The organism is Salinigranum rubrum, from assembly GCF_002906575.1.
Lineage (GTDB): Archaea > Halobacteriota > Halobacteria > Halobacteriales > Haloferacaceae > Salinigranum > Salinigranum rubrum.
The window spans coordinates 554,004-572,309 of record NZ_CP026309.1 but is presented as its reverse complement, the minus strand read 5'-3'; the positions used below and the strand labels follow the sequence as shown (position 1 = coordinate 572,309).

Below are 18,306 nucleotides of genomic sequence, written 5' to 3'. Positions count from 1 at the left end.
ACGAACGGACCACCCGCGCGACTCTCAGCCGTGAGACACCGTCACGAACACAAGGTTATATCGTCGGGCGTATACGTTCACCTGAGCCACACGGGTGGCGGGAGTACAATCCATGGATCTCGATCAATTCATCAGCGAGAACGCACCGCAGGAAGGCGGCGACGGCTTCCAACTGGAGAACTCGAAACTGCTCGACGTCTCACTCGATGGGAGCGTCATGGCCAAGGCCGGCGCGATGGTCGCGTACACGGGCGACATCTCGTTCGAGCGGAAGACCGAAGGCGGCATCTCGGGGCTGCTGAAGAAGAAGGTGACCGGCGAGGGAAGCGTCATGATGCAGGCCTCGGGGACCGGCCACCTGTATCTCGCCGACCAAGGCAAGGAGGTGCAGGTGCTCGAACTCGACGCGGGCGAGGAGATCAGCGTCAACGGGAACGACATCCTCGCGTTCGAGAGCGACGTCGACTGGGACATCAAGATGATGGACAGCATCGCCGGGACCTCGACCGGCGGTCTGTTCAACGTCTACCTCAAAGGGCCGGGGCAGGTAGCCATCACGACCCACGGCAAGCCCATCGTCGTGCCGACCCCCGTGCGGACGGACCCGCAGGCGACCGTCGCGTGGAGCGGCAACGTCTCTCCGGGGACGAAACGGGACCTCAACCTCAAGAGCTTCATCGGGAGGTCCTCGGGCGAGACGTTCCAACTCGACTTCTCACAAGAGGGTGGATTCGTCATCATCCAGCCGTTCGAGGAGCGAAACCCGGTCCAGTAAACGAAGCCCTCGATTTTTTTCGTCGTTCAGGACCGTGTGGGGATACGCCGCCACCACCGGGTCATACGCCGTCTCCGTTCTCGAATCCGACCGACACGTGGGTCCCGTCGCAGAACGGCTTGTCCGCCGACGCGCCGGACCGACAGAGCGCAGTTGCGGTGCGTCGTTCGACCGCGTCAGTATTATCGAGCAATGAGGCGTGAACTGTCGGTCATTTGTTCGTAAAGGAGAAGTCGATCGACGAACCTGTGAGGTCGATATCGAGCGCACCCATCCCGGCCCGCCAATCGAATGCACCGCTCGGACCGTCTTGGACATCGACCGCGACTTGGAACTCGTCTGGAGGTTCTCGCATATCTGCCGTCGACGAGTCGCGCACCCCAGTACAGCGAAACGGCCTCCCATCACCTGCCGAAAGCTCGATAGTGGTCGAGAACACCGCCGGTTCTCCCGAGAGAGGCAGTATTTCGTGTGGGGCGTCCGCTGGTGGTCGTGCGGTAACGTCCTCTGGAAGTCGAGTGACTGTGATTTGGCTGGTCAGAGTCTCGGACGTGGAATTAATTAGCACGAAATCCGTTGGGTCTGCTTCGACGATTGCGGTACCGTCCGTGAACGGTGTCGTGTGACAGATTCGTGTAGATTCAGCCATCTCTCGTCCCGTGCAACCGGTCACGAGAGCGGTACCAGCGGCGGCACGGACGAAGCGTCGCCGTTTCACACCTAAATGTATTCTGAATAATATTAAAAATGATCCCTTCGAGCCACTAACGCCACTGAACGTATCAGCTGTCTGCTGGAGAAGTTCGGTGAAGCGGACGGTACTCCTCTCTTCATCCGCCGGTCAGAGCGGGTCATTTTCACGAGAGCCGTGCTCTGAGCGACGACCGGTGAACTGTGTCCGCGGGGTGCACGGTAGGACACGGCGGGAGTTCAGTTGTGTACGCTTCCAAACGGCCACGTTCTGGCTCGGCTTCGAAAGGTTTCGTATAGCAGTATAGGATACATCGCATCCGGTACCGGCTCTCGGGGCCACTCCGAGATTCGACCCGAAACTCGGTCCTACCGGTAACACGCGGGGCTTTTACCGCGTGCTCGCTCATCCTCAGGTATGGTGCGGAACGTTGCCCCCTTGATGACCGAACTCGAACCCGAGGACTTCTATCTGCTCTCGGGCGTCGAGCAGGGGATGCGCTTCTCCGAGTGGGTCAACCGGGACAAACTCCCCGCTCTCGCCAACCTCACGGCCGAGAACGTCGACTACCGGCTCGACCGGTGTATGAGTCGCGACCTCGTCCAGCGGAAGACCATCCAGTACGAGGGGTACCAACTCACCTTCGAGGGGTACGACGCCCTGGCGCTGCGGACGTTCGCCCAGCGCGACACCGTCGATGGCGTGGGCGCCCCTCTGGGGGTCGGCAAGGAGAGCGACGTCCTGGAGGTACAGTCGTACAAACCGCTCGCGCTGAAGTTCCACCGGGAGGGGTACACGAACTTCCGGGAGGTGAACAAAGAGCGCGAGTACACGGCCGACCACCACCACGTCTCGTGGCTCTACACCGCGCGGAAGGCCGCCGAGCGCGAGTACGAGACGCTCACCGACCTCTACCCCGACGTAGCGGTCCCCAGGCCGGTCGACCACAACCGTCACGCCATCGTGATGGAGAAGTTCGCGGGCGTCGAACTCGGCCGAGCGAAACTCGACCCCTCCCAGGCGGTGGGCGTCCTCGACCTCGTCCTCCGGGAGTTACAGAAGGCGTACGAGGCGGGCTACGTCCACGCGGACATGTCCGAGTACAACGTCGCCGTGAGCGAGGAGGGGATCACGGTGTTCGACTGGCCGCAGGCCGTCGCGACCGACCACGACAACGCGCGCGAACTCCTCGAACGCGACGTCCGGAACGTCGCCGGCTACTTTCGGCGGAAATACCCGCGCCCCGTGCCTGACGTCGACGTCGGGCGGGTGACGGATCGGATCGTCGACGGCACGTTCGAGTCGGTCCGCGACGACTGAGGCTCACATCGCCGTTTCTCGGGAGTGTTGACCGGTCACGACCGGGGCGTCTCGCGGTGCGTATAAACTGAATACCGCGATACAAAATGTCCAGAACCCGTCGTACGAGGGTGGCGACGCGTGCCGCGAGCGACGCTCTCGACGGGGCAGCGATTTTTTGTCCTCCGACCGGGTGGTACGACCCATGACGCAGCAGAAGGAGACGTGCGGGACCCGGGTAGGGGAAGTCAAGCGTATTCATATCGCTCCGGAGACGGGTGGCGGTCCGGAATCGCGGGAATCAGTCAGCGCTGTCGCGGGCCGGGGTCTCGAAGGGGACCGATACTTCAGCGGCGACGGTCTCTACAACGAGCGGGACGACCTCGAACCGAGCGACGTCACGCTCATCGAAGCCGAGGCGCTGAGCGCCGCCGCGGAGGACTACGGCGTGGAGTTCGACCCCGGCGCACACCGTCGGAACATCACGACGCAGGGCGTCGCACTCAACCACCTCGTCGGAGAGCGTTTCCGCGTCGGGGAGGCGGTGTTCGAGGGGACGGGTCTCTGTGAACCCTGTGGCTACATGCAGTCCCTCGCGGACCAACCGGACGCGGTGACGTCGCTCAAACACCGTGGCGGACTCGACGCGCGTATCGTCGAATCGGGGACCGTCAGCGTCGACGACGACGTCGTCTGGTGAGCGAATCCCCTGGACCAGGAGCGACACCACAGCCACCCCGGGTTAGAACGCGTTCGGCAACGTCGGAGGCGTCGAGGGACGTCGGCACCACGTCAGTCGTGCTCGCTCTCCACGCGGTCGGCGTACTCTAGTAGGTCCTCCGCGAGCGTGCGCGCCTGCGCGGGGGAGAGTTCAAGCCGGTCGACGTGTGGTGTCACCCCCGCTAACTGGGTCCCGTCGAGTTCGACGCTGAGCCTGACGACGTCCGCCCCCTCCTCGTGGTCCTCGGGCGCGTCGACGTCGACGACGGCCGGTGCCTCGTCGGTCCAGTCGATACCGTACGCGCTCGCGTCGACGAAATCCAGCGTCGTGTACGCCGTGACGTCGAGCAGGCGGCGACGCATCTCAGTCGTCCGCCGAGATGGGGTTGCCGTGTGCGTCGGTCGGAGCCGGGCTCTGCCCGTCGTCGAACGGGTACCACGACTGCTTCGCGTCGGTCAGACAGGGGTCGACGTAGTCGGTCTCCTCGGGTTCGGCGAACTCGACGAGCGCCTCCTCGCCGGTCGACTCGACCCACTGCCGGAAGGTCTGTCCCTCCTCGCGGTGGGCCGCGAAGGCTTCGAGCAGGTTTCGAAGCAGGCCCGGAACCTCGTCGGCGGGCACGCGCTGGCGGATCCACTCGACGAACGAGGGTTCGGCGCCGATGCCGCCGCCGACGCCGACGTCGAGCGCCTCGACCATCTGACCGTTCTTCCGGGCGCGCATCCCCTGGAAGCCGATGTCGGCGGTCATCGCCTGTCCGCAGTCGGCCGTACAGCCGGAGTAGTGCATCTTGACCTGGGAGACGTCGTCGGGGAGTTCGACGTTCGCGCGCAGCCAGCGAAGCATGACCGCCATCCGCGCCTTCGTCTCCGTCAGCGCCAGCGAGCAGAACTCCGTCCCCGTACAGGCCATGGACCCGCGGGTGAAGAGACTCGGGTCGGGGCTGTGCGTGTCGAGCAGGTCGGCGTCCAGCAGCGCGTCGAGTTCCGACTCCGGAACGTCCATCACGAGCGGGTTCTGCCGCCGGGTGAGCCGCACGGCACCGGAGCCGTGGTCGTCCGCGAGATCGGCCAGTTCGATCGTCTCCTCGGCGGTCAGCCGACCCACTGGGACCGACAGGCCGACGTAGTATCGGCCGTCCGTCTGCTCGTGGACGCCGACGTGGTCGTGTTTGCCCGCCTCGTCGGGCCTGCCGGCGTTGTACGTGTACTCCTCGCGGAGGTTCCGTCCCTCGCTCAGCAACTCGAAATCGACGTACTCCTCCTGCAGGAGCGAGCGAATGTCCTCGGTACCCCACTCGTCGACGAAGAAGCGACTCCGGTTCTTCTGGCGGTTCTCCCGGTTGCCGTGCTCGTAGTAGAGTTCGACGAACCCCCGGACGACGTCGTACGCACGGGAGGGTTCGACGAAGACGTCGAGGCTACGGGCCCGCCGCGGCTGCCGACCGCCCAGTCCGCCGCCGACGCGAACGTTGAACCCACGGACCGCTTCGCCATCGACCGTCTTCTCGGCGGGTTCGAGGCCGATGCCGTTGATCGAGTCCTGCGCACACCCCTCGCGACAGCCCGTGACGCTGATGTTGAACTTCCGGGGCATGTTGGCGAGCGCGTCGTCGCCGCGGAGTTTCTCGGAGAGTTCGTCCAGAACGGGCTGTGAGTCGACGAACTCGTGTTCGTCCCGACCGGCGACCGGACAGCCCGAGATGTTGCGCATCGTGTCGCCGCCCGCGGAGCGGGAGGTGACGCCGACGGCTTCGAGTTTCTCCCAGATAGCCGGGATGTCTTCCAGTTTGAGCCAGTGTAACTGGACGGACTGCCTCGTCGTGAGGTCGATCCAGGCGTCGCCGAACTCGGGGTTCCGTACGGGGCCGACGGCGTAGTCGCGGGCGACCTCGCCAATGGCGCGCAACTGACCCGGTTCGAGCACGCCGTTCGTGTTGGCCAGGCGCATCATGAAGTAACTCTCCTGGCCCGAGCGGTGGTGGAACACCCCCCAGAACTTGAACCGCGAGAACCACATGTCGCGCTCGTCCTCGGGGATGGAGTCCCACCCCTTCTCGGCGAACTCGATGAGCTTCTCACGGACCTCGTCGCCGTACATCTCCTCCTTCCACGCCTCTTTCTCGTTCGCCATCCGAGTCAGACACCCCCCATCAGACCGAACGGGAACTCAATTTCGAACATGGTTTCGGATTGATTCGTTTGCATGGTCAGAAGTTTTCATAGCGGCATAAAGTAGTTCTCATTTAACAAATACGGAATTTCGAGGGGAGAAGCAGACGGACACAAACTCGGGTCCGAAGAGGCAGTATATTTCATACACGATGGGACGAATTTATCTTCGGCGAGCGAGGGCGACGACAACTGGACGATATCGAAGTTCGTCGACGACCGACGCTGCCCACTCTCCATCGCGTGTACGTATGCGAACGCACATGTGTGTATTTATTTGACTCAGGAGAACAAATAATCCATATCGAAAGGCCTATAGTGAGATTTATTAAAATGTTGGGCAGGAACCACCGAGCAATGGGAGCGTACACACACGGTCACGACGTCCCGGCGAACGCGGCAGGCGGGACGGCGTTCGCGAGCGGATCGAACGGACGACCAGGGTATCCCGTGGCGGGGCGGAGCGGCCGATGAGCGAGTGGACGCCGACGACGTGTATGCGGTGTGCGGTCGGCTGTGGACACCTCCAGCAGGGCGTCGACAGCGGCTACGGGCTCGACACCGTCCGCGGCGACGCGAACCACCCCGTCAACCGGGGACTCGCGTGCCAGCGCGGCGTTCGCGAGACCGCCGACCCCGACGGCGAGTGGCTCACCCGGCCGCTCGTCCGGGAGGGCGGCGAACTCGTGGCAACGAGTTGGGACACGGCGCTCGACATCGTCGTCACGCGGTTCGACGAGGCGCTTCGCGAGGGAAGCGACAACGTCGCCGTCCTGGGAAGCGGTCAGCAGACGAACGAGGCCGCCTACGCGCTGGGAAAACTCGCCCGTGGCGGGTTCGGCACCCGCTACTACGACGCGAACACGACGCTGTGTATGGCGTCGGCGGTCACCGCCTACTACCAGGCGTTCGGCAGCGACGCGCCCCCACCGACGTACGACGACATCCCCGACGCGGAGACGCATCTGATCTGGGGCGCGAACCCGGCGGCCGCCCACCCCGTGATGTACCGATGGATCGTCGACTCGGCCGAAGACGGGACGCTGATGGTCGTCGACCCCGTCGAGAGCGAGACCGTCGACGACGCCGACTGTCACGTCCAGCCCGAACCCGGCACCGACCTCGCGCTGGCGCGGGCCGTCCTCGCGTCGGTCGTCGACGCCGGGGCCGTCGACGAGGCGTTCGTCGACAGGTACACGTCGAGGTTCGACGACCTCCTCGCCGACCTCCCGTCGGTGGAGGCGGCCGCCGCCGCCGCCGGCGTCCCGGTCGAAACCGTCGAACGCGTCGCGGAGGCGCTCGCCGACCCGACGCTCGTGTACTGGGGAATGGGCGTCAACCAGTCGGTGCAGGGCACCGCGACGGCACGGGCACTCATCGACCTCTGTCTGGCGACGGGCAATCTCGGACCCGGCACCGGCCCGTTCTCGTTGACGGGACAGGCCAACTCGATGGGGACGCGGGTCTGTTCGTCGAAGGGGACCTGGCCCGGTCACCGAGACTTCGAAGACCCCGACCACCGTCGGACCGTCGCCGAGACGTGGGGGGTCCCCGTCGAACGCCTCCCCGACGACCCCGGTCCCGGTCCCGTCGGCATCGTCGACGCCATCGCCGACGGGGACGTCGACGCGTGCTGGGCGGTCGCGACCAACCCGGTCGCCGGGATGCCCGACGCCGACCGCGTCCGGGACGCGCTCTCGGACGCGTTCCTCGTCGTCCAGGACACCTTCCGGACCGAGACCTGCGGGGTGGCCGACGTGGTCCTTCCGGCGGCGACGTGGGGCGAGTCCGAAGGGACGGTGATGAACATGGAGCGGACGGTTTCGCGGGTCCGTGCGGCCACCGACGTCCCGCCGAAGATCAGACAGGACATCGACATCGTCGCGACGGTCGGCCGTCGGCTCGAACCGGCACTGTTCGACGGTCCACGGATCGACCCTCGGGAGGTGTTCGACGAACTCCGCGCACTGACGGCCGGGACGCCCGCGGACCTCTCGGGCATCTCCTACGACCGCCTCGACGCCGAGTACGCGGTCCGCTGGCCGGCCCCCGAACCGAGGGGGCAGGGGGGGTATCGGTACTACGCTTCCGAAGGCGACGGCTGGGACTTCCCGACGCCGTCGGGTCGAGCGCGGTTCTCGACGGGGGGACACGGCGGACTCGCCGAACCGACCGACGAGGAGTACCCGCTCACGCTGACGACCGGCCGTCGGCCCGGCGCGTACAACACCGGCGTCAGAAGCCGAGGAGGCGAGACCGACGAGTTCCCGGTCGCGCGCGTCCACCCCGAGACGACGCTCGAACACATCGAGGCGCTGGACCGCGGCCGGACCGTCGTCGCTTCGCGGCGCGCGTCGGTCACGGTGCGGGTCCAACCGGACGACGGCGTCCCGACGGGGATGATCTGGCTCCCCATCCACCACCCGGCGGTCAACGCGCTCACCCTCCCGGTCGTCGACCCCGAATCCGACGAGCCCAACCTCAAGCAGTGCGCGGTCGACGTGCGGGCACCCCATCCCGAGAACCCGCTCACCTACCAGGGAATCGCGAGTTCCGACGACGTCGCGCCGGCGGGCGACGACTGAGACGGTCCGTCGTGACTGTCGTACCGTTCGATTCACGGCGGCGTGCGGTCGGTGCCGGAACGACCGACAGCGCGTTCCCGTGACGCCCGGGCGGACCGTCGACCGTGCGTCGTGACTAATGCATATAATCGAATTAGAGGACGGTTATCGACATTATAACAACAGCTATTATTCTGGGTAGCAGCATCAGAGCAAGCGCGGAACCGGGCCACGAACGATGGACGAAGAGAACGACGAACGAGCGTGGCGGAAGCCACCGTTCGAAGACGAGAATGACTGACTGGAAACCAACGACGTGTATGCGGTGTGCGGTCGGCTGTGGCTATCTCCAGCGAGGGGCGGCCGAAGAGCGCGGCGTCGCGGACGTGTGTGGCAACGCCGAACACCCGACGAACGAGGGGCTCAAGTGTCGACGCGGCGTCCGAGAGACGGTCGCTCCCGACGGCAATCGCCTGACCGAACCGCTGATACGCCGTGGAGAGACGCTCCAGCCGACGGACTGGGACACGGCACTCGGCGTCGTGACCACGCGGCTCATCGAGGCGCTCCGCAAGGGAAACGACAGCGTCGCGGTGCTGGGAAGCGGCCAGCAGACGAACGAGGCCGCTTACGCCCTCGGCAAGGTCGCTCGCGGCGGGTTCGGCACCCGCTACTACGACGCGAACACGACGCTGTGTATGGCGTCGGCAGTCACCGCCTACTACCAGGCGTTCGGCAGCGACGCGCCCCCGCCGACGTACGACGACATCCCCGGCGCCGACACCCACGTCGTGTGGGGCGCGAACCCGGCGGCCGCCCACCCCGTGATGCACCGATGGATCACGGACAGCGCGGGCGACGAGAGCGGTCGACTGGTGGTCGTCGACCCCGTCGAGACCATGACGGCCTCGGCCGCCGACTGTCACGTCCAGCCCGAACCCGGCACCGACCTCGCGCTGGCGCGGGCCGTCCTCGCGGCGGTCGTCGACGCCGGAGCCGTCGACGAGGCGTTCGTCGACGCACACACCGACGGTTTCGAGGAGATGGTCGAGTCCCTGCCGTCGATGGAGGCGGCGGCCGCGACGGCGGGGGTACCTGTCGAGCAGGTCGAAGAACTGGCCGCGGCGCTCGCCGACCCGACGATACTGTACTGGGGGATGGGCGTCAACCAGAGCATTCAGGGCACTGCAACGGCGCGTGCGCTCATCGACCTCTGTCTGGCGACGGGCAATCTCGGACCCGGCACCGGCCCGTTCTCGCTGACGGGGCAGGCCAACTCGATGGGGAACCGCGTGTGCGCCTCGAAAGGGACCTGGCCCGGTCACCGGGAGTTCACCGAGATGGCGAACCGGGAGGCGGTCGCGGCGGCGTGGGACGTGCCACTGGGTCGCCTCCCGGAGTCTCCGGGACCCGGCTTCGTCCGCATCGTCGACGAACTCGCCCGGGGCAACATCGACGTCTGTTGGACGGTCGCAACGAACCCCGTCGCCGGGATGCCCGACGCCAGTCACGTCAAGAGCGCGCTCGACGACACGTTCCTCGTCGTCCAGGACGCGTTCCACTCGGACACCGTCGCGTCCGCCGACGTCGTCCTCCCGGCGGCGACCTGGGGTGAGTCTGAGGGCACAGCGACGAACATGGAGCGCCGGGTCTCCCGGGTCACGGCTGCGACGGACCCGCCCGCGGCCGTCCGGCAGGACGTCGATATCATCGCGGCCATCGGGAACCGGATCGACCCCGGCCTGTTCGACGCGCCGCCCGTGTCTCCCGAATCGATCTTCGACGAGATACGCGAACTCACCGCCGGGACGACGGCGGACCTCTCCGGCATCACGTACGACCGACTGGCCGACGAACTCGCAGTCCGCTGGCCGGCACCGGACGCGGAGAGCGAGGGCGGCTACCGGTACTACGACGACGGGGAGTGGTCGTTCTCCACCGACTCGGGGCGGGCACGGTTCTCCACAGTCACCCACAGCAGCGTCCCCGAACCGATCGACGACGAGTACCCGCTCACGCTGACGACCGGTCGACTCTCCAACGTGTACAACACGGGCGTCCGGACACGCGACAGCGAGGACGGGGACGAACACCCACCGACCGCGCGGATGCATCCGGAGACCATCGCGAACCACCTGGACGTGCTCGACCGCGGCCAGACCGTGATCGAGTCCCGCCGATCCAGCGTGACGGTCGACGTCGCACCCAACGACGGCGTTCCGCCCGGCGTCATCTGGCTGCCGATTCACAACGCGGCGGCCAACGAACTGACGCTCGCGGAGGTCGACCCCGAGTCGGCCGAACCGAACCTCAAACAGTGCGCCGTCGGACTCCGGGCGCCGAAGGAGTCACGCACAGAAACCGAGCGACTCGTTCTGTCGAAATCGTAAGCCCGGACGGAGACGTTCGCGCGGACCGTCCGCTCGCACGAACCGCCCCGGAACCGTTCGATGACCGAGCGATGGCCGCTTCAGTCCGCGAAATCGTAATAATTGTTAGTTAGAGAGAACGACCGAACGTGTTCGTCCACCACGAACATGAAATGCACCGTGATATTTTATTTCTCCTACCAAACAAAGAAACTAACCGCGTCAAACCGGACTCTGCACACAAGACAAGTAATACGCCCAAATCTACATATTTGTCAATCGTATATCTTATTAACTACCCATCTATATCTCAGAACCGTGTTGAAGTGCAAAAACGGAATAATCGAAGCGCGCATCGTGCAGGAAACGAAACGTCGGCCGGCCGGCGGCCGTTCGAACCGGAACTTCTCGGCCGGTTCGGACGACGATCACGACGTCGCGGCCCGTCCACAGGATGAGAGCCGACGGGCGGGGGGTGTCCAGGGATGAAGAGCCCCATCGAGATGACGAAGTATCGGACGCTGCTGCTCGCGACGGTCGGGTTCAACTTCTCGTTCCTGATCTGGTTCTCCTTCGCTCCCTTCACCGGGCCGATGGCCGAGGAGTTCGGCCTCTCGCTCGCGGAGATCGGGATTCTGGCGAGCGCGGCCATCTGGCTCGCGCCGTTCGGTCGCATCCTGACCGGGTGGCTCTCCGACAAGTTCGGCGCGCCGGTGGTCTTCGCCATCGTGCTCACGTACGTCGGCGTCTTCTCCATCTGGAGCGCCTTCGCCGAGTCGTACACCGTCTTCTTCGTGACGCGGCTCATCGTCGCCACGGCGGGCATCACGTTCGTCATCGGCATCCAGCACGTCTCCGAGTGGTTCGAGGAGGAGGAACTCGGGACCGCCGAGGGCATCTACGCCGGCATCGGGAACGCGGGCGCGGCGGGCGGCGCGCTCATCCTGCCCCGGGTGTTCGGCACGGGGTGGAGCGGGCCGCTGTTCGAGACGAACTGGCGGGCCGCCTTCTTCTACACCGGCGTCGTCGCCATCGGCCTGGCGGTCGTCTACTACGTCTTCGGCGAGGCGGCCAAAGACGAGAAGAAACGCCAGGCGACCGCGGACAACGCGAGCCTCTCGGACTGGCTCCACACCGCGACGAGATACGGCACGGTCGTCCTCGCGTTGGCGTACGTGATGACCTTCGGGCTGGAACTGTCGATGAACGGCTGGCTCGCGACCTACTACCGCGAAGGGTTCAACACGCAGAACCTCGTGTTGGCCTCGACGTTCGCGGCGACGTTCTCGGTGGCCGCCGGCCTCCTGCGGCCGATCGGCGGCTACATGAGCGACCGACTCGCGCGGAAGGAGAAGGACATTCTACCCTTCTTCACCGGCCGGTACCGCGAGCAGTGGACGTTCGTCTCGCTGTGCTTCGTCGTCCTGACGATGTTCGGGATGACTCTCGCGGGACTGAGCGGTCAGGTGATGCTCGCGGTCGCCGCTGGATTCCTCGTCGGGATGGGCTGTGCGTTCGCCGAGGGGGCGATTTTCGCGCAGGTGCCCGCGATGTTCCCGAACAGTTCCGGGGCGGTCGCCGGCGTCGTCGGCGGTATCGGAACCGTCGGGGGCATCGTCTACCCGCTCGTGTACGCCGCGCCGTTTCTGGCGAACCTCCACATCGGCTACTCGGTGGTCGCCGCCTCGATGATTCCCATCCTCGTCTTAGCCGCGTGGGTGTTCCAGCCACACATCGCCGAACGGGCGACCGACGACGGGTTCGTCTCGGGGACGAACACGGCGGTGGTCACCGACGACTGAGGCTCGCTCCGCGAGAGAGCGACGCGCGACGGACCTTTCCGTTCTCCCGACCGTCGTCGACCCCTGACCGGGTCGACGGCCCCAACCTATATCTTTACTCTCGTTCGAGTGAATAGCATGGCCACCACTCGAACCCGCGGAAAGGTCGCCGTCGTCGGCGTCGGAAGCGTCGGGGCCGCGACGGCGTTCTCGTTGATGAGCAGCGGGGTTGCGAGCGAACTCGTCCTCGTCGACATCGACGAGGAGAAGGCGGAGGGCGAGCGGATGGACCTCAGCCACGGGGCGTACTTCACGCCGCCCGTCGACATCTCGACCGGCGGGTACGAGGACTGCTGGGACGCCGACGTCGTCGTCGTCACGGCGGGGACGAACCAGCGCCCCGGCGAGTCCCGACTCGACCTGCTGGAGCGGAACGCGGGCATCTTCGAGGAGATGATTCCCCAGATAACGGAGGGACTCGCGGACGACAGCGTCCTCCTCGTCGTCACCAACCCGGTGGACGTCCTCTCGTACGTCTCCTGGGAGGTGTCTGACCTGCCCGAAGAGCGGGTCATCGGGTCGGGAACCGTCCTCGACACGTCGCGGTTCAGACACGTCCTGAGCAGGGAGTGCGACGTCGACCCGAAGAACGTCCACGGCTACGTCGTCGGCGAACACGGCGACAGCGAGGTGATGCTGTGGAGTTCGACGAACGTCGCCGGCGTCCCCTACGAGACCTACGCCGCCAGACACTGTGGGGGAGTCTCCGAGGAGGCGAAAGAAGAGGTCGAACGCGAGGTCCGCGAGGCCGCCTACGAGATTATCGAGCGGAAGGGCGCGACGAACTACGCCATCGCGCTGGCCACCACCGAAATCGTCGAGGCCGTCCTCCGCGACGAGAACTCCATCCTCACCGTCTCCACCCTCCTCGGAGGGGAGTACGGCATCGACGACGTGTACGCGAGCGTCCCGTGCGTGGTCAACCGCGACGGGGTCCGGAACGTCGTCGAACACGACCTCCCTGCGGAGGAACGGGAGGCGCTCGAAGACTCCGCGGGCGTCCTCGCCGAGAGCCTCGCTGACCTCGACTACCGCTGAGATCGACTCCCGTTCAGAGACTCACTCCGCGCGGAGGACGAGGACGTGCTGGTGGACCATCGAGGGGACGAACGCGAAGGGGTAGCCGTAGACGTGCAACGACTTCGTCGGGTCGTACCAGATGAGGTCGGCCTTCAGGGTGAGCCCCGTCGACTGGAGCGCCCGGGCGAGGTCCGCCGAGAGGAAGTGAAACGACGACTCGCGGTACATGTCGCCGATGAACACGAGGACGTACGCCCCCGCACGGAGCACCCGCGAGAACGAGTCGAACGACGCGGCCATCTCGGAGAGCCACTCCGCTTTCGACTGTGGGGCGTCGTCGCCGTCGAGGTCGAACCGACCGAGTTTACTCGCTCTCGTTCGGTCGGGGTTGCGCGTCTGTGAGACGGCGTCCATCGACCAGTACGGGACGTCGGTGAGGAGGAGGTCGACGCTCTCGGAGGAGAGGTCACGGACGAGTCGCGAGCAGTCGCCGTGGCGCATCTCCCCCGCCGCTAACGGTCCCTCCCCGCGCGCCGCGCGGTCGGCGTTCTCCCGGTCGAGGACCGTGTGATAGAGGTCGACCCACCGCTGTACCCGCTCGAACCCGACCGCCTCCCGACGGCCGGTGCCCTCGTACTCGGCGAGGCTCGCCCCGAAGAGCGTGCCGCCGACGCCGGCGAAGGGGTCGAACACCAGGTCGCCGGCCTTGCTGAACCGTTCGACGAGGTCCAGGCAGAGCCGAGGCGGCTTCTGTCCCCCGTGTTCGGAACGCAAGTCGTGCTGGAAGTCCGGAGGGTACGACTCGGTGATGACCGACTTGGTGGCGAACTTCCACTCGCGGCCGGTGAGGTCGTTGAGGCGGTTGCGCTCGTCGTAGACGCCGCGGCCGTCGACGACCCGCTGGTGTGGCTTCAGGTCGTCCCGCTCGGCCGGGTCGTCCGTCATTCGCTAGCCTACGACGTGAGGGGGATTAAGCACCACGGGCGGGCCGTTCCTTCGAAGGAACACTTACCGTCTCCGACTCGGAACGGGAGGTATGAGTGATGTGGGAGCGGGGGTGTATCGGTGCCTCCAGCGACACCCGGGAGAGCCGATGACGGCGACCGAGGTGGCGACGACCGTCGGCTGTGTGCGCCGAACGGCACACAAACACCTCTCCCGGTTGGCCGACGAGGCCGACGTCGAGACCAAGAAGGTCGGGTCGCGCGCCCGCGTCTGGTGGCTGTCGCCACCGGACGCCGAGGTGTACGAGCGAATCACGGACGCGTTCTTCGCCGTCGACACCGACTGGCGGTTCACCCACCTCAACGACCAGGCGGAGCGTCTCCTCGGCCGGACGGCGGACGAACTCCGCGGGCGACCCATCTGGGAGACGTTCCCCGAGGCGGTCGGGTCCACCTTCGAGAGAGAGTACCGTCGAGCGATGGAGACGCAGGAGTCGGTGTCCTTCGAAGAGCACTACCCGCCGTTGGACACCACCTTCGCCGTCGAGGCGTACCCCTCGGAGACGGGGCTGTCGGTCTACTTCCGGGACGTCACCGAACGCGTCCGCCGCGAGCGGGAGGTCCGCGCGCACGTCCGTCAACAGCACGTCGTCGCGCGACTCGGACAGCGTGCGCTGGCCGCCACCGACATCGACGAGTTCATGCACCACGTCTGTGAGACGGTCGTGGACACGCTCGACGTCGCCTGCTGCAAGGTGCTCGACCTGCACGACGAGGAGAGCGAACTGCACCTCCGGTCGGGCGTCGGGTGGGACCCCGGTGTCGTCGGCACGGCGACCGTCCCGGCGGACACGAACTCGCAGGCCGGCTACACGCTCCAGCAGCGCGAACCGGTTCGCGTCGAGGAACTGTCGACCGAGACCCGGTTCACCGATCCGCCGCTCCTCGCCGACCACGGCGTCGAGAGCGGGATCAGCGCCGTCATCGGCTCGCTGGAGGAGCCGTGGGGGATACTGGGAGCGCACGACACCACGAGCCGGTCGTTCTCCGGACAGGACGCCGACTTCGTCAGGAGCGTCGCCGCCCTGCTCGCGAGCGCGGTCGACCGCCACGAGCGCGAGCGCGAACTCGAACGGTACGAGACGGTGTTCGAGACGCTGAGCGACGGCGTGTACACCGTCGACCCGGAGGGACGGTTCACGCTCGTGAACGAGGCGTACGTCGAGATGACGGGGTGGCCACGCGCGGAGCTGCTCGGGTCGCACGCGTCCACAGTCGTCGACGACGACGTCCGCACGACGGCGAAGGAACTGGAGAGCGCACTCGTCGAGGGACGACGCCAGCAGGCCACGCTGGAGGCGAGGCTCGAAACCAGAGCGGGCGAGTCGTTTCCGGCGGAAGCGACGTTCTCGCTGCTCGAAACGAGCGACGGATACGAGCGAATCGGCGTCGTCCGGGACATCTCGGCCCGCAAGCGGCGTGAGAACGCCCTCAGAGAGCACCGCGAGCGGGTCGAACGGCTCAACCGTCTCGCGCTCCGCGTCTTCGACGCCATCCACGGCGCGATGCGCGCGGAGACACGCGACGGCATCTACCGACTGGTCTGCGAGCGGCTCGTCGACGACGACACGTACCAAGAAGCGGCCATCGGCACCCAGCGCTGGACGGGCGACCCGATCACGACGGGCAGCGGCGAACCGTGGCACGAGACGGGATGGCGGGCGGCGGTTCCGTCGCTGGTCGCCGAGGCGACGGACGCGGCCGGGCGCGTGGTGACCGACGGCGACGCCGCCGCGCTCTCGCTTCGGTACGACGACCGGACGTTCGGCGTGCTCGCCCTCCGGTCCGGCCGGGAGGGGTTCGACCCGAACGAGCGCGCGTTGCTCGCCGAACTCGGCACGGCGGTCGGGCTCGCGGTCAGCGCGCTCGAACGGAAGAACGTCCTGGTCAACGACAGCGTCGCCAGCCTCGAGTTCACCTCGAACGCCCTCGCGACGCCGTTCACCGAACGGCTCGGCCCCGAAGCCTCGTTCGAGTTCGTCGTCGACCGAATCGTCCCGGTCGGCGACGACACCTACGTCGCGCACTACAGCGTCAGCGGTGTCGAACCGACACAGTTCGCCGCCGCCTGCGAGGCGTTCGAGACCGTCAGGGGGACGAGGGTTATCGACACCGACGGGACGGGACCGCGCGTCCAACTCCGGACCACGGGTGCGGCGCTCGTCTCGCAGTTCAGGCGGTTCGACAGCCGGATGCGTTCGGCGCGCGTCGAGGGGGGTGAGTTGTCGCTGACGGTCGAGGTACCCGCCACGAACGTCCGCGAGGCGGTCGACGTGATCACCGAGACGTACCCCGACCTCGATCTGCAAGCGCAGCGGACGACGACCCGGTCGGCGCGGACGCCCGCGGCGTTCCGATCGGTCGTGAACGACCGACTCACGGAGCGGCAGTCGACCGCACTCGAACTCGCGTGTTTCAGCGGCTACTTCGACTGGCCTCGAACGACCGACGGCGCGGCGCTCGCGGAGACGATGGACATCACCCCGCCGACGTTCCACAAGCACCTCCGACTCGCACAGCGTCGCGTGTTCGAAGCGCTCTACGAGTCGAAGAACCTAATCAGTTAGCCCAATTTCTCATACCGGTTGAGGAGAGAACGTAGACGAGGTGATCGTACCGACATGCCCTCCCCACCCACGACAGTAGACGCCCATCTACCCACGGCAGAGACCGGACTCACCGCTGACGAACTGTTCGGTGTGATCACCACAGAGCGGCGGCGACACGTGCTCTCCGTCCTTCGTCGTCACGGCGGGAGCGTGCCGTTCGACTCGCTCTCGGCGATGCTCGAAGACGACGACACGAACCAGTGGAGCACACCGTCCGTCACGCTACACCACCTCGTCCTCCCGGAACTCGAACGAACCGACCTCGTCGACCGCGACGGCGACGCAGTCGTCCTCACGGACAGCGGCACGTCCGTCGCGGCGTGGCTCGAACTCGTCGCGACCTGCTGACGCGCTCTTCTGTCGCCCCGTCGCTGGCGTCCCCGCTGGCGTCCTCGGTTCCCGCGAACGGAACGTGACCCGGAGCCGTGCCGATTCGAAGTCCTTAACAGCGCGACGGGGAAAGTTCGGGTAACTCGCTGGCCCGCGGGCACGCCAGTGGGCACCCGTGAGCCCCTCCGGGGATACGGGACGAAATGTGACACGGGAGACACGACGTCTCCGGGAGGCGAGAGCCGACGTTGAATCGCAAGCGCCCGCGGTGTAAATCATGGCACGAAGCTTCTACTCACACATCAAGGAAGCCTGGCGAAACCCCAAGGAGGGGAAACTCGCCGAGCTGCAGTGGCAACGAAAGCAGGAGTGGCGCGACCAGGGCGCTATCGTCCGCATCGACCGACCCACGCGGCTGGACAAGGCGCGCGAACTCGGCTACAAGGCCAAGCAGGGCATTACGGTCGTTCGCGTCTCCGTCCGCAAGGGGAACGCCCGCAAGCAGCGGCACAAGGCCGGTCGCCGCTCGAAGCGTCAGGGCGTCAACCGCATCGGTCGTCGCAAGAACATCCAGCGCATCGCCGAGGAGCGCGCCGCACGGAAGCACCCGAACATGCGCGTGCTCAACTCCTACTGGGTCGGCGAGGACGGCTCCCAGAAGTGGCACGAGGTCATCCTCGTGGACCCCGTCCATCCCGCCATCCAGAGCGACTCGGAGCTCAACTGGATCTGTGACGACAACCACACCGGGCGCGCGTTCCGCGGACTGACCAACGCCGGCAAGGCGAACCGCGGTCTCAACAACCGTGGCAAGGGGACGGAACACATCCGCCCGAGCCAGGGTTCGAGCCGCCGCCGCGGCAAGTAGAACCCCCTCCGTTCTCACGCCGTTCGCTCGTCACGCGGAGTCGT

15 protein-coding genes are annotated in these 18,306 nt (G+C 66.3%); 10 read left to right on the top strand and 5 right to left on the bottom strand.

The genetic code is table 11. The annotated features are described in order from the left end of the window. Positions 1-112 precede the first annotated feature (112 nt). Positions 113-775 carry an AIM24 family protein gene (locus C2R22_RS02755; protein ID WP_103424336.1) on the top strand — a complete coding sequence of 221 codons (663 nt, stop codon included), beginning with the start codon at positions 113-115 and terminating at the stop codon, positions 773-775. A gap of 61 nt (positions 776-836) precedes the next feature. On the opposite strand, the gene C2R22_RS27330 is transcribed toward C2R22_RS02755, so the two are convergent. Together C2R22_RS27330 and C2R22_RS24810 are read right to left on the bottom strand one after the other, a co-directional pair. Continuing rightward, complete coding sequence (locus C2R22_RS27330; protein ID WP_103424334.1) at positions 837-968, bottom strand: CDGSH iron-sulfur domain-containing protein; 132 nt, start codon at positions 966-968, stop codon at positions 837-839. An 18-nt stretch (positions 969-986) separates the two neighbouring features. Beyond that, entirely contained in the window at positions 987-1,424 is a 438-nt protein-coding gene (locus C2R22_RS24810) for a hypothetical protein (protein WP_162562354.1), read from the bottom strand. 459 nt (positions 1,425-1,883) lie between these two features. On the opposite strand from C2R22_RS24810, the gene C2R22_RS02745 reads away from it, so the two are divergent. Continuing rightward, positions 1,884-2,786: a serine/threonine-protein kinase RIO2 gene (locus C2R22_RS02745; RefSeq protein ID WP_103424332.1), complete on the top strand. Its 903-nt coding sequence runs from the start codon at positions 1,884-1,886 to the stop codon at positions 2,784-2,786. A 184-nt stretch (positions 2,787-2,970) separates the two neighbouring features. Next, complete coding sequence (locus C2R22_RS02740) at positions 2,971-3,465, top strand: MOSC domain-containing protein (protein WP_103424330.1); 495 nt, start codon at positions 2,971-2,973, stop codon at positions 3,463-3,465. A gap of 92 nt (positions 3,466-3,557) precedes the next feature. Here C2R22_RS02740 and C2R22_RS02735 read toward each other — a convergent pair whose 3' ends face one another. Together C2R22_RS02735 and C2R22_RS02730 are read right to left on the bottom strand one after the other, a co-directional pair. After that, positions 3,558-3,848 (bottom strand): DUF6360 family protein, encoded by a 291-nt coding sequence (locus tag C2R22_RS02735; RefSeq protein ID WP_103424328.1) that lies wholly within the window; start codon positions 3,846-3,848, stop codon positions 3,558-3,560. 1 nt (position 3,849) lies between these two features. Next, a complete protein-coding gene (locus C2R22_RS02730; RefSeq protein WP_103424326.1) occupies positions 3,850-5,619 on the bottom strand; it encodes a nitrite/sulfite reductase in 1,770 nt (589 codons plus the stop codon). A 508-nt stretch (positions 5,620-6,127) separates the two neighbouring features. Between C2R22_RS02730 and nasA (C2R22_RS02725) the strand changes: the two genes are divergently transcribed. The 4 genes from nasA (C2R22_RS02725) (at position 6,128) to C2R22_RS02710 (ending at position 13,469) form a co-directional block, all read left to right on the top strand. Continuing rightward, on the top strand, positions 6,128-8,242 hold the full coding sequence (gene nasA, locus C2R22_RS02725; protein WP_103424324.1) for an assimilatory nitrate reductase NasA: 2,115 nt from the start codon (positions 6,128-6,130) through the stop codon (positions 8,240-8,242). Between the two features lie 272 nt (positions 8,243-8,514). Further along, complete coding sequence (gene nasA / locus C2R22_RS02720; RefSeq protein ID WP_103424322.1) at positions 8,515-10,611, top strand: assimilatory nitrate reductase NasA; 2,097 nt, start codon at positions 8,515-8,517, stop codon at positions 10,609-10,611. 482 nt (positions 10,612-11,093) lie between these two features. Further along, positions 11,094-12,392, top strand: a complete 1,299-nt coding sequence (locus tag C2R22_RS02715) for an MFS transporter (protein ID WP_173862825.1) — start codon at positions 11,094-11,096, stop codon at positions 12,390-12,392. 117 nt (positions 12,393-12,509) lie between these two features. Further along, the gene (locus C2R22_RS02710; protein ID WP_103424318.1) at positions 12,510-13,469 is read left to right on the top strand and encodes an L-lactate dehydrogenase; all 960 of its coding nucleotides are present in this window, start codon (positions 12,510-12,512) and stop codon (positions 13,467-13,469) included. Positions 13,470-13,490: 21 nt separating this feature from the next. Here the strand turns inward: C2R22_RS02710 and C2R22_RS02705 are convergent, their stop codons facing one another. Further along, on the bottom strand, positions 13,491-14,396 hold the full coding sequence (locus C2R22_RS02705; protein WP_103424316.1) for a DNA methyltransferase: 906 nt from the start codon (positions 14,394-14,396) through the stop codon (positions 13,491-13,493). A gap of 91 nt (positions 14,397-14,487) precedes the next feature. Here C2R22_RS02705 and C2R22_RS02700 point away from each other — a divergent pair, with 91 nt between their 5' ends. The 3 genes from C2R22_RS02700 (at position 14,488) to C2R22_RS02690 (ending at position 18,262) form a co-directional block, all read left to right on the top strand. Beyond that, the gene (locus tag C2R22_RS02700; protein WP_103424314.1) at positions 14,488-17,022 is read left to right on the top strand and encodes a PAS domain S-box protein; all 2,535 of its coding nucleotides are present in this window, start codon (positions 14,488-14,490) and stop codon (positions 17,020-17,022) included. Between the two features lie 54 nt (positions 17,023-17,076). Continuing rightward, the gene (locus C2R22_RS24805; protein WP_162562353.1) at positions 17,077-17,412 is read left to right on the top strand and encodes a hypothetical protein; all 336 of its coding nucleotides are present in this window, start codon (positions 17,077-17,079) and stop codon (positions 17,410-17,412) included. Between the two features lie 259 nt (positions 17,413-17,671). Then, complete coding sequence (locus C2R22_RS02690) at positions 17,672-18,262, top strand: 50S ribosomal protein L15e (protein WP_103424310.1); 591 nt, start codon at positions 17,672-17,674, stop codon at positions 18,260-18,262. Positions 18,263-18,306 lie beyond the last annotated feature (44 nt).

What these genes read in the sequence shown, in the direction of transcription:
- C2R22_RS02755 (WP_103424336.1), top strand. Translation starts at nt 113, where the DNA reads ATGGATCTCGATCAATTCATCAGCGAGAACGCACCGCAGGAAGGCGGC.
- C2R22_RS24810 (WP_162562354.1), bottom strand. Translation starts at nt 1,424, where the DNA reads ATGGCTGAATCTACACGAATCTGTCACACGACACCGTTCACGGACGGT.
- C2R22_RS02745 (WP_103424332.1), top strand. Translation starts at nt 1,884, where the DNA reads ATGGTGCGGAACGTTGCCCCCTTGATGACCGAACTCGAACCCGAGGAC.
- C2R22_RS02740 (WP_103424330.1), top strand. Translation starts at nt 2,971, where the DNA reads ATGACGCAGCAGAAGGAGACGTGCGGGACCCGGGTAGGGGAAGTCAAG.
- C2R22_RS02735 (WP_103424328.1), bottom strand. Translation starts at nt 3,848, where the DNA reads ATGCGTCGCCGCCTGCTCGACGTCACGGCGTACACGACGCTGGATTTC.
- C2R22_RS02730 (WP_103424326.1), bottom strand. Translation starts at nt 5,619, where the DNA reads ATGGCGAACGAGAAAGAGGCGTGGAAGGAGGAGATGTACGGCGACGAG.
- nasA (WP_103424324.1), top strand. Translation starts at nt 6,128, where the DNA reads ATGAGCGAGTGGACGCCGACGACGTGTATGCGGTGTGCGGTCGGCTGT.
- nasA (WP_103424322.1), top strand. Translation starts at nt 8,515, where the DNA reads ATGACTGACTGGAAACCAACGACGTGTATGCGGTGTGCGGTCGGCTGT.
- C2R22_RS02715 (WP_173862825.1), top strand. Translation starts at nt 11,094, where the DNA reads ATGACGAAGTATCGGACGCTGCTGCTCGCGACGGTCGGGTTCAACTTC.
- C2R22_RS02710 (WP_103424318.1), top strand. Translation starts at nt 12,510, where the DNA reads ATGGCCACCACTCGAACCCGCGGAAAGGTCGCCGTCGTCGGCGTCGGA.
- C2R22_RS02705 (WP_103424316.1), bottom strand. Translation starts at nt 14,396, where the DNA reads ATGACGGACGACCCGGCCGAGCGGGACGACCTGAAGCCACACCAGCGG.
- C2R22_RS02700 (WP_103424314.1), top strand. Translation starts at nt 14,488, where the DNA reads ATGAGTGATGTGGGAGCGGGGGTGTATCGGTGCCTCCAGCGACACCCG.
- C2R22_RS24805 (WP_162562353.1), top strand. Translation starts at nt 17,077, where the DNA reads ATGCCCTCCCCACCCACGACAGTAGACGCCCATCTACCCACGGCAGAG.
- C2R22_RS02690 (WP_103424310.1), top strand. Translation starts at nt 17,672, where the DNA reads ATGGCACGAAGCTTCTACTCACACATCAAGGAAGCCTGGCGAAACCCC.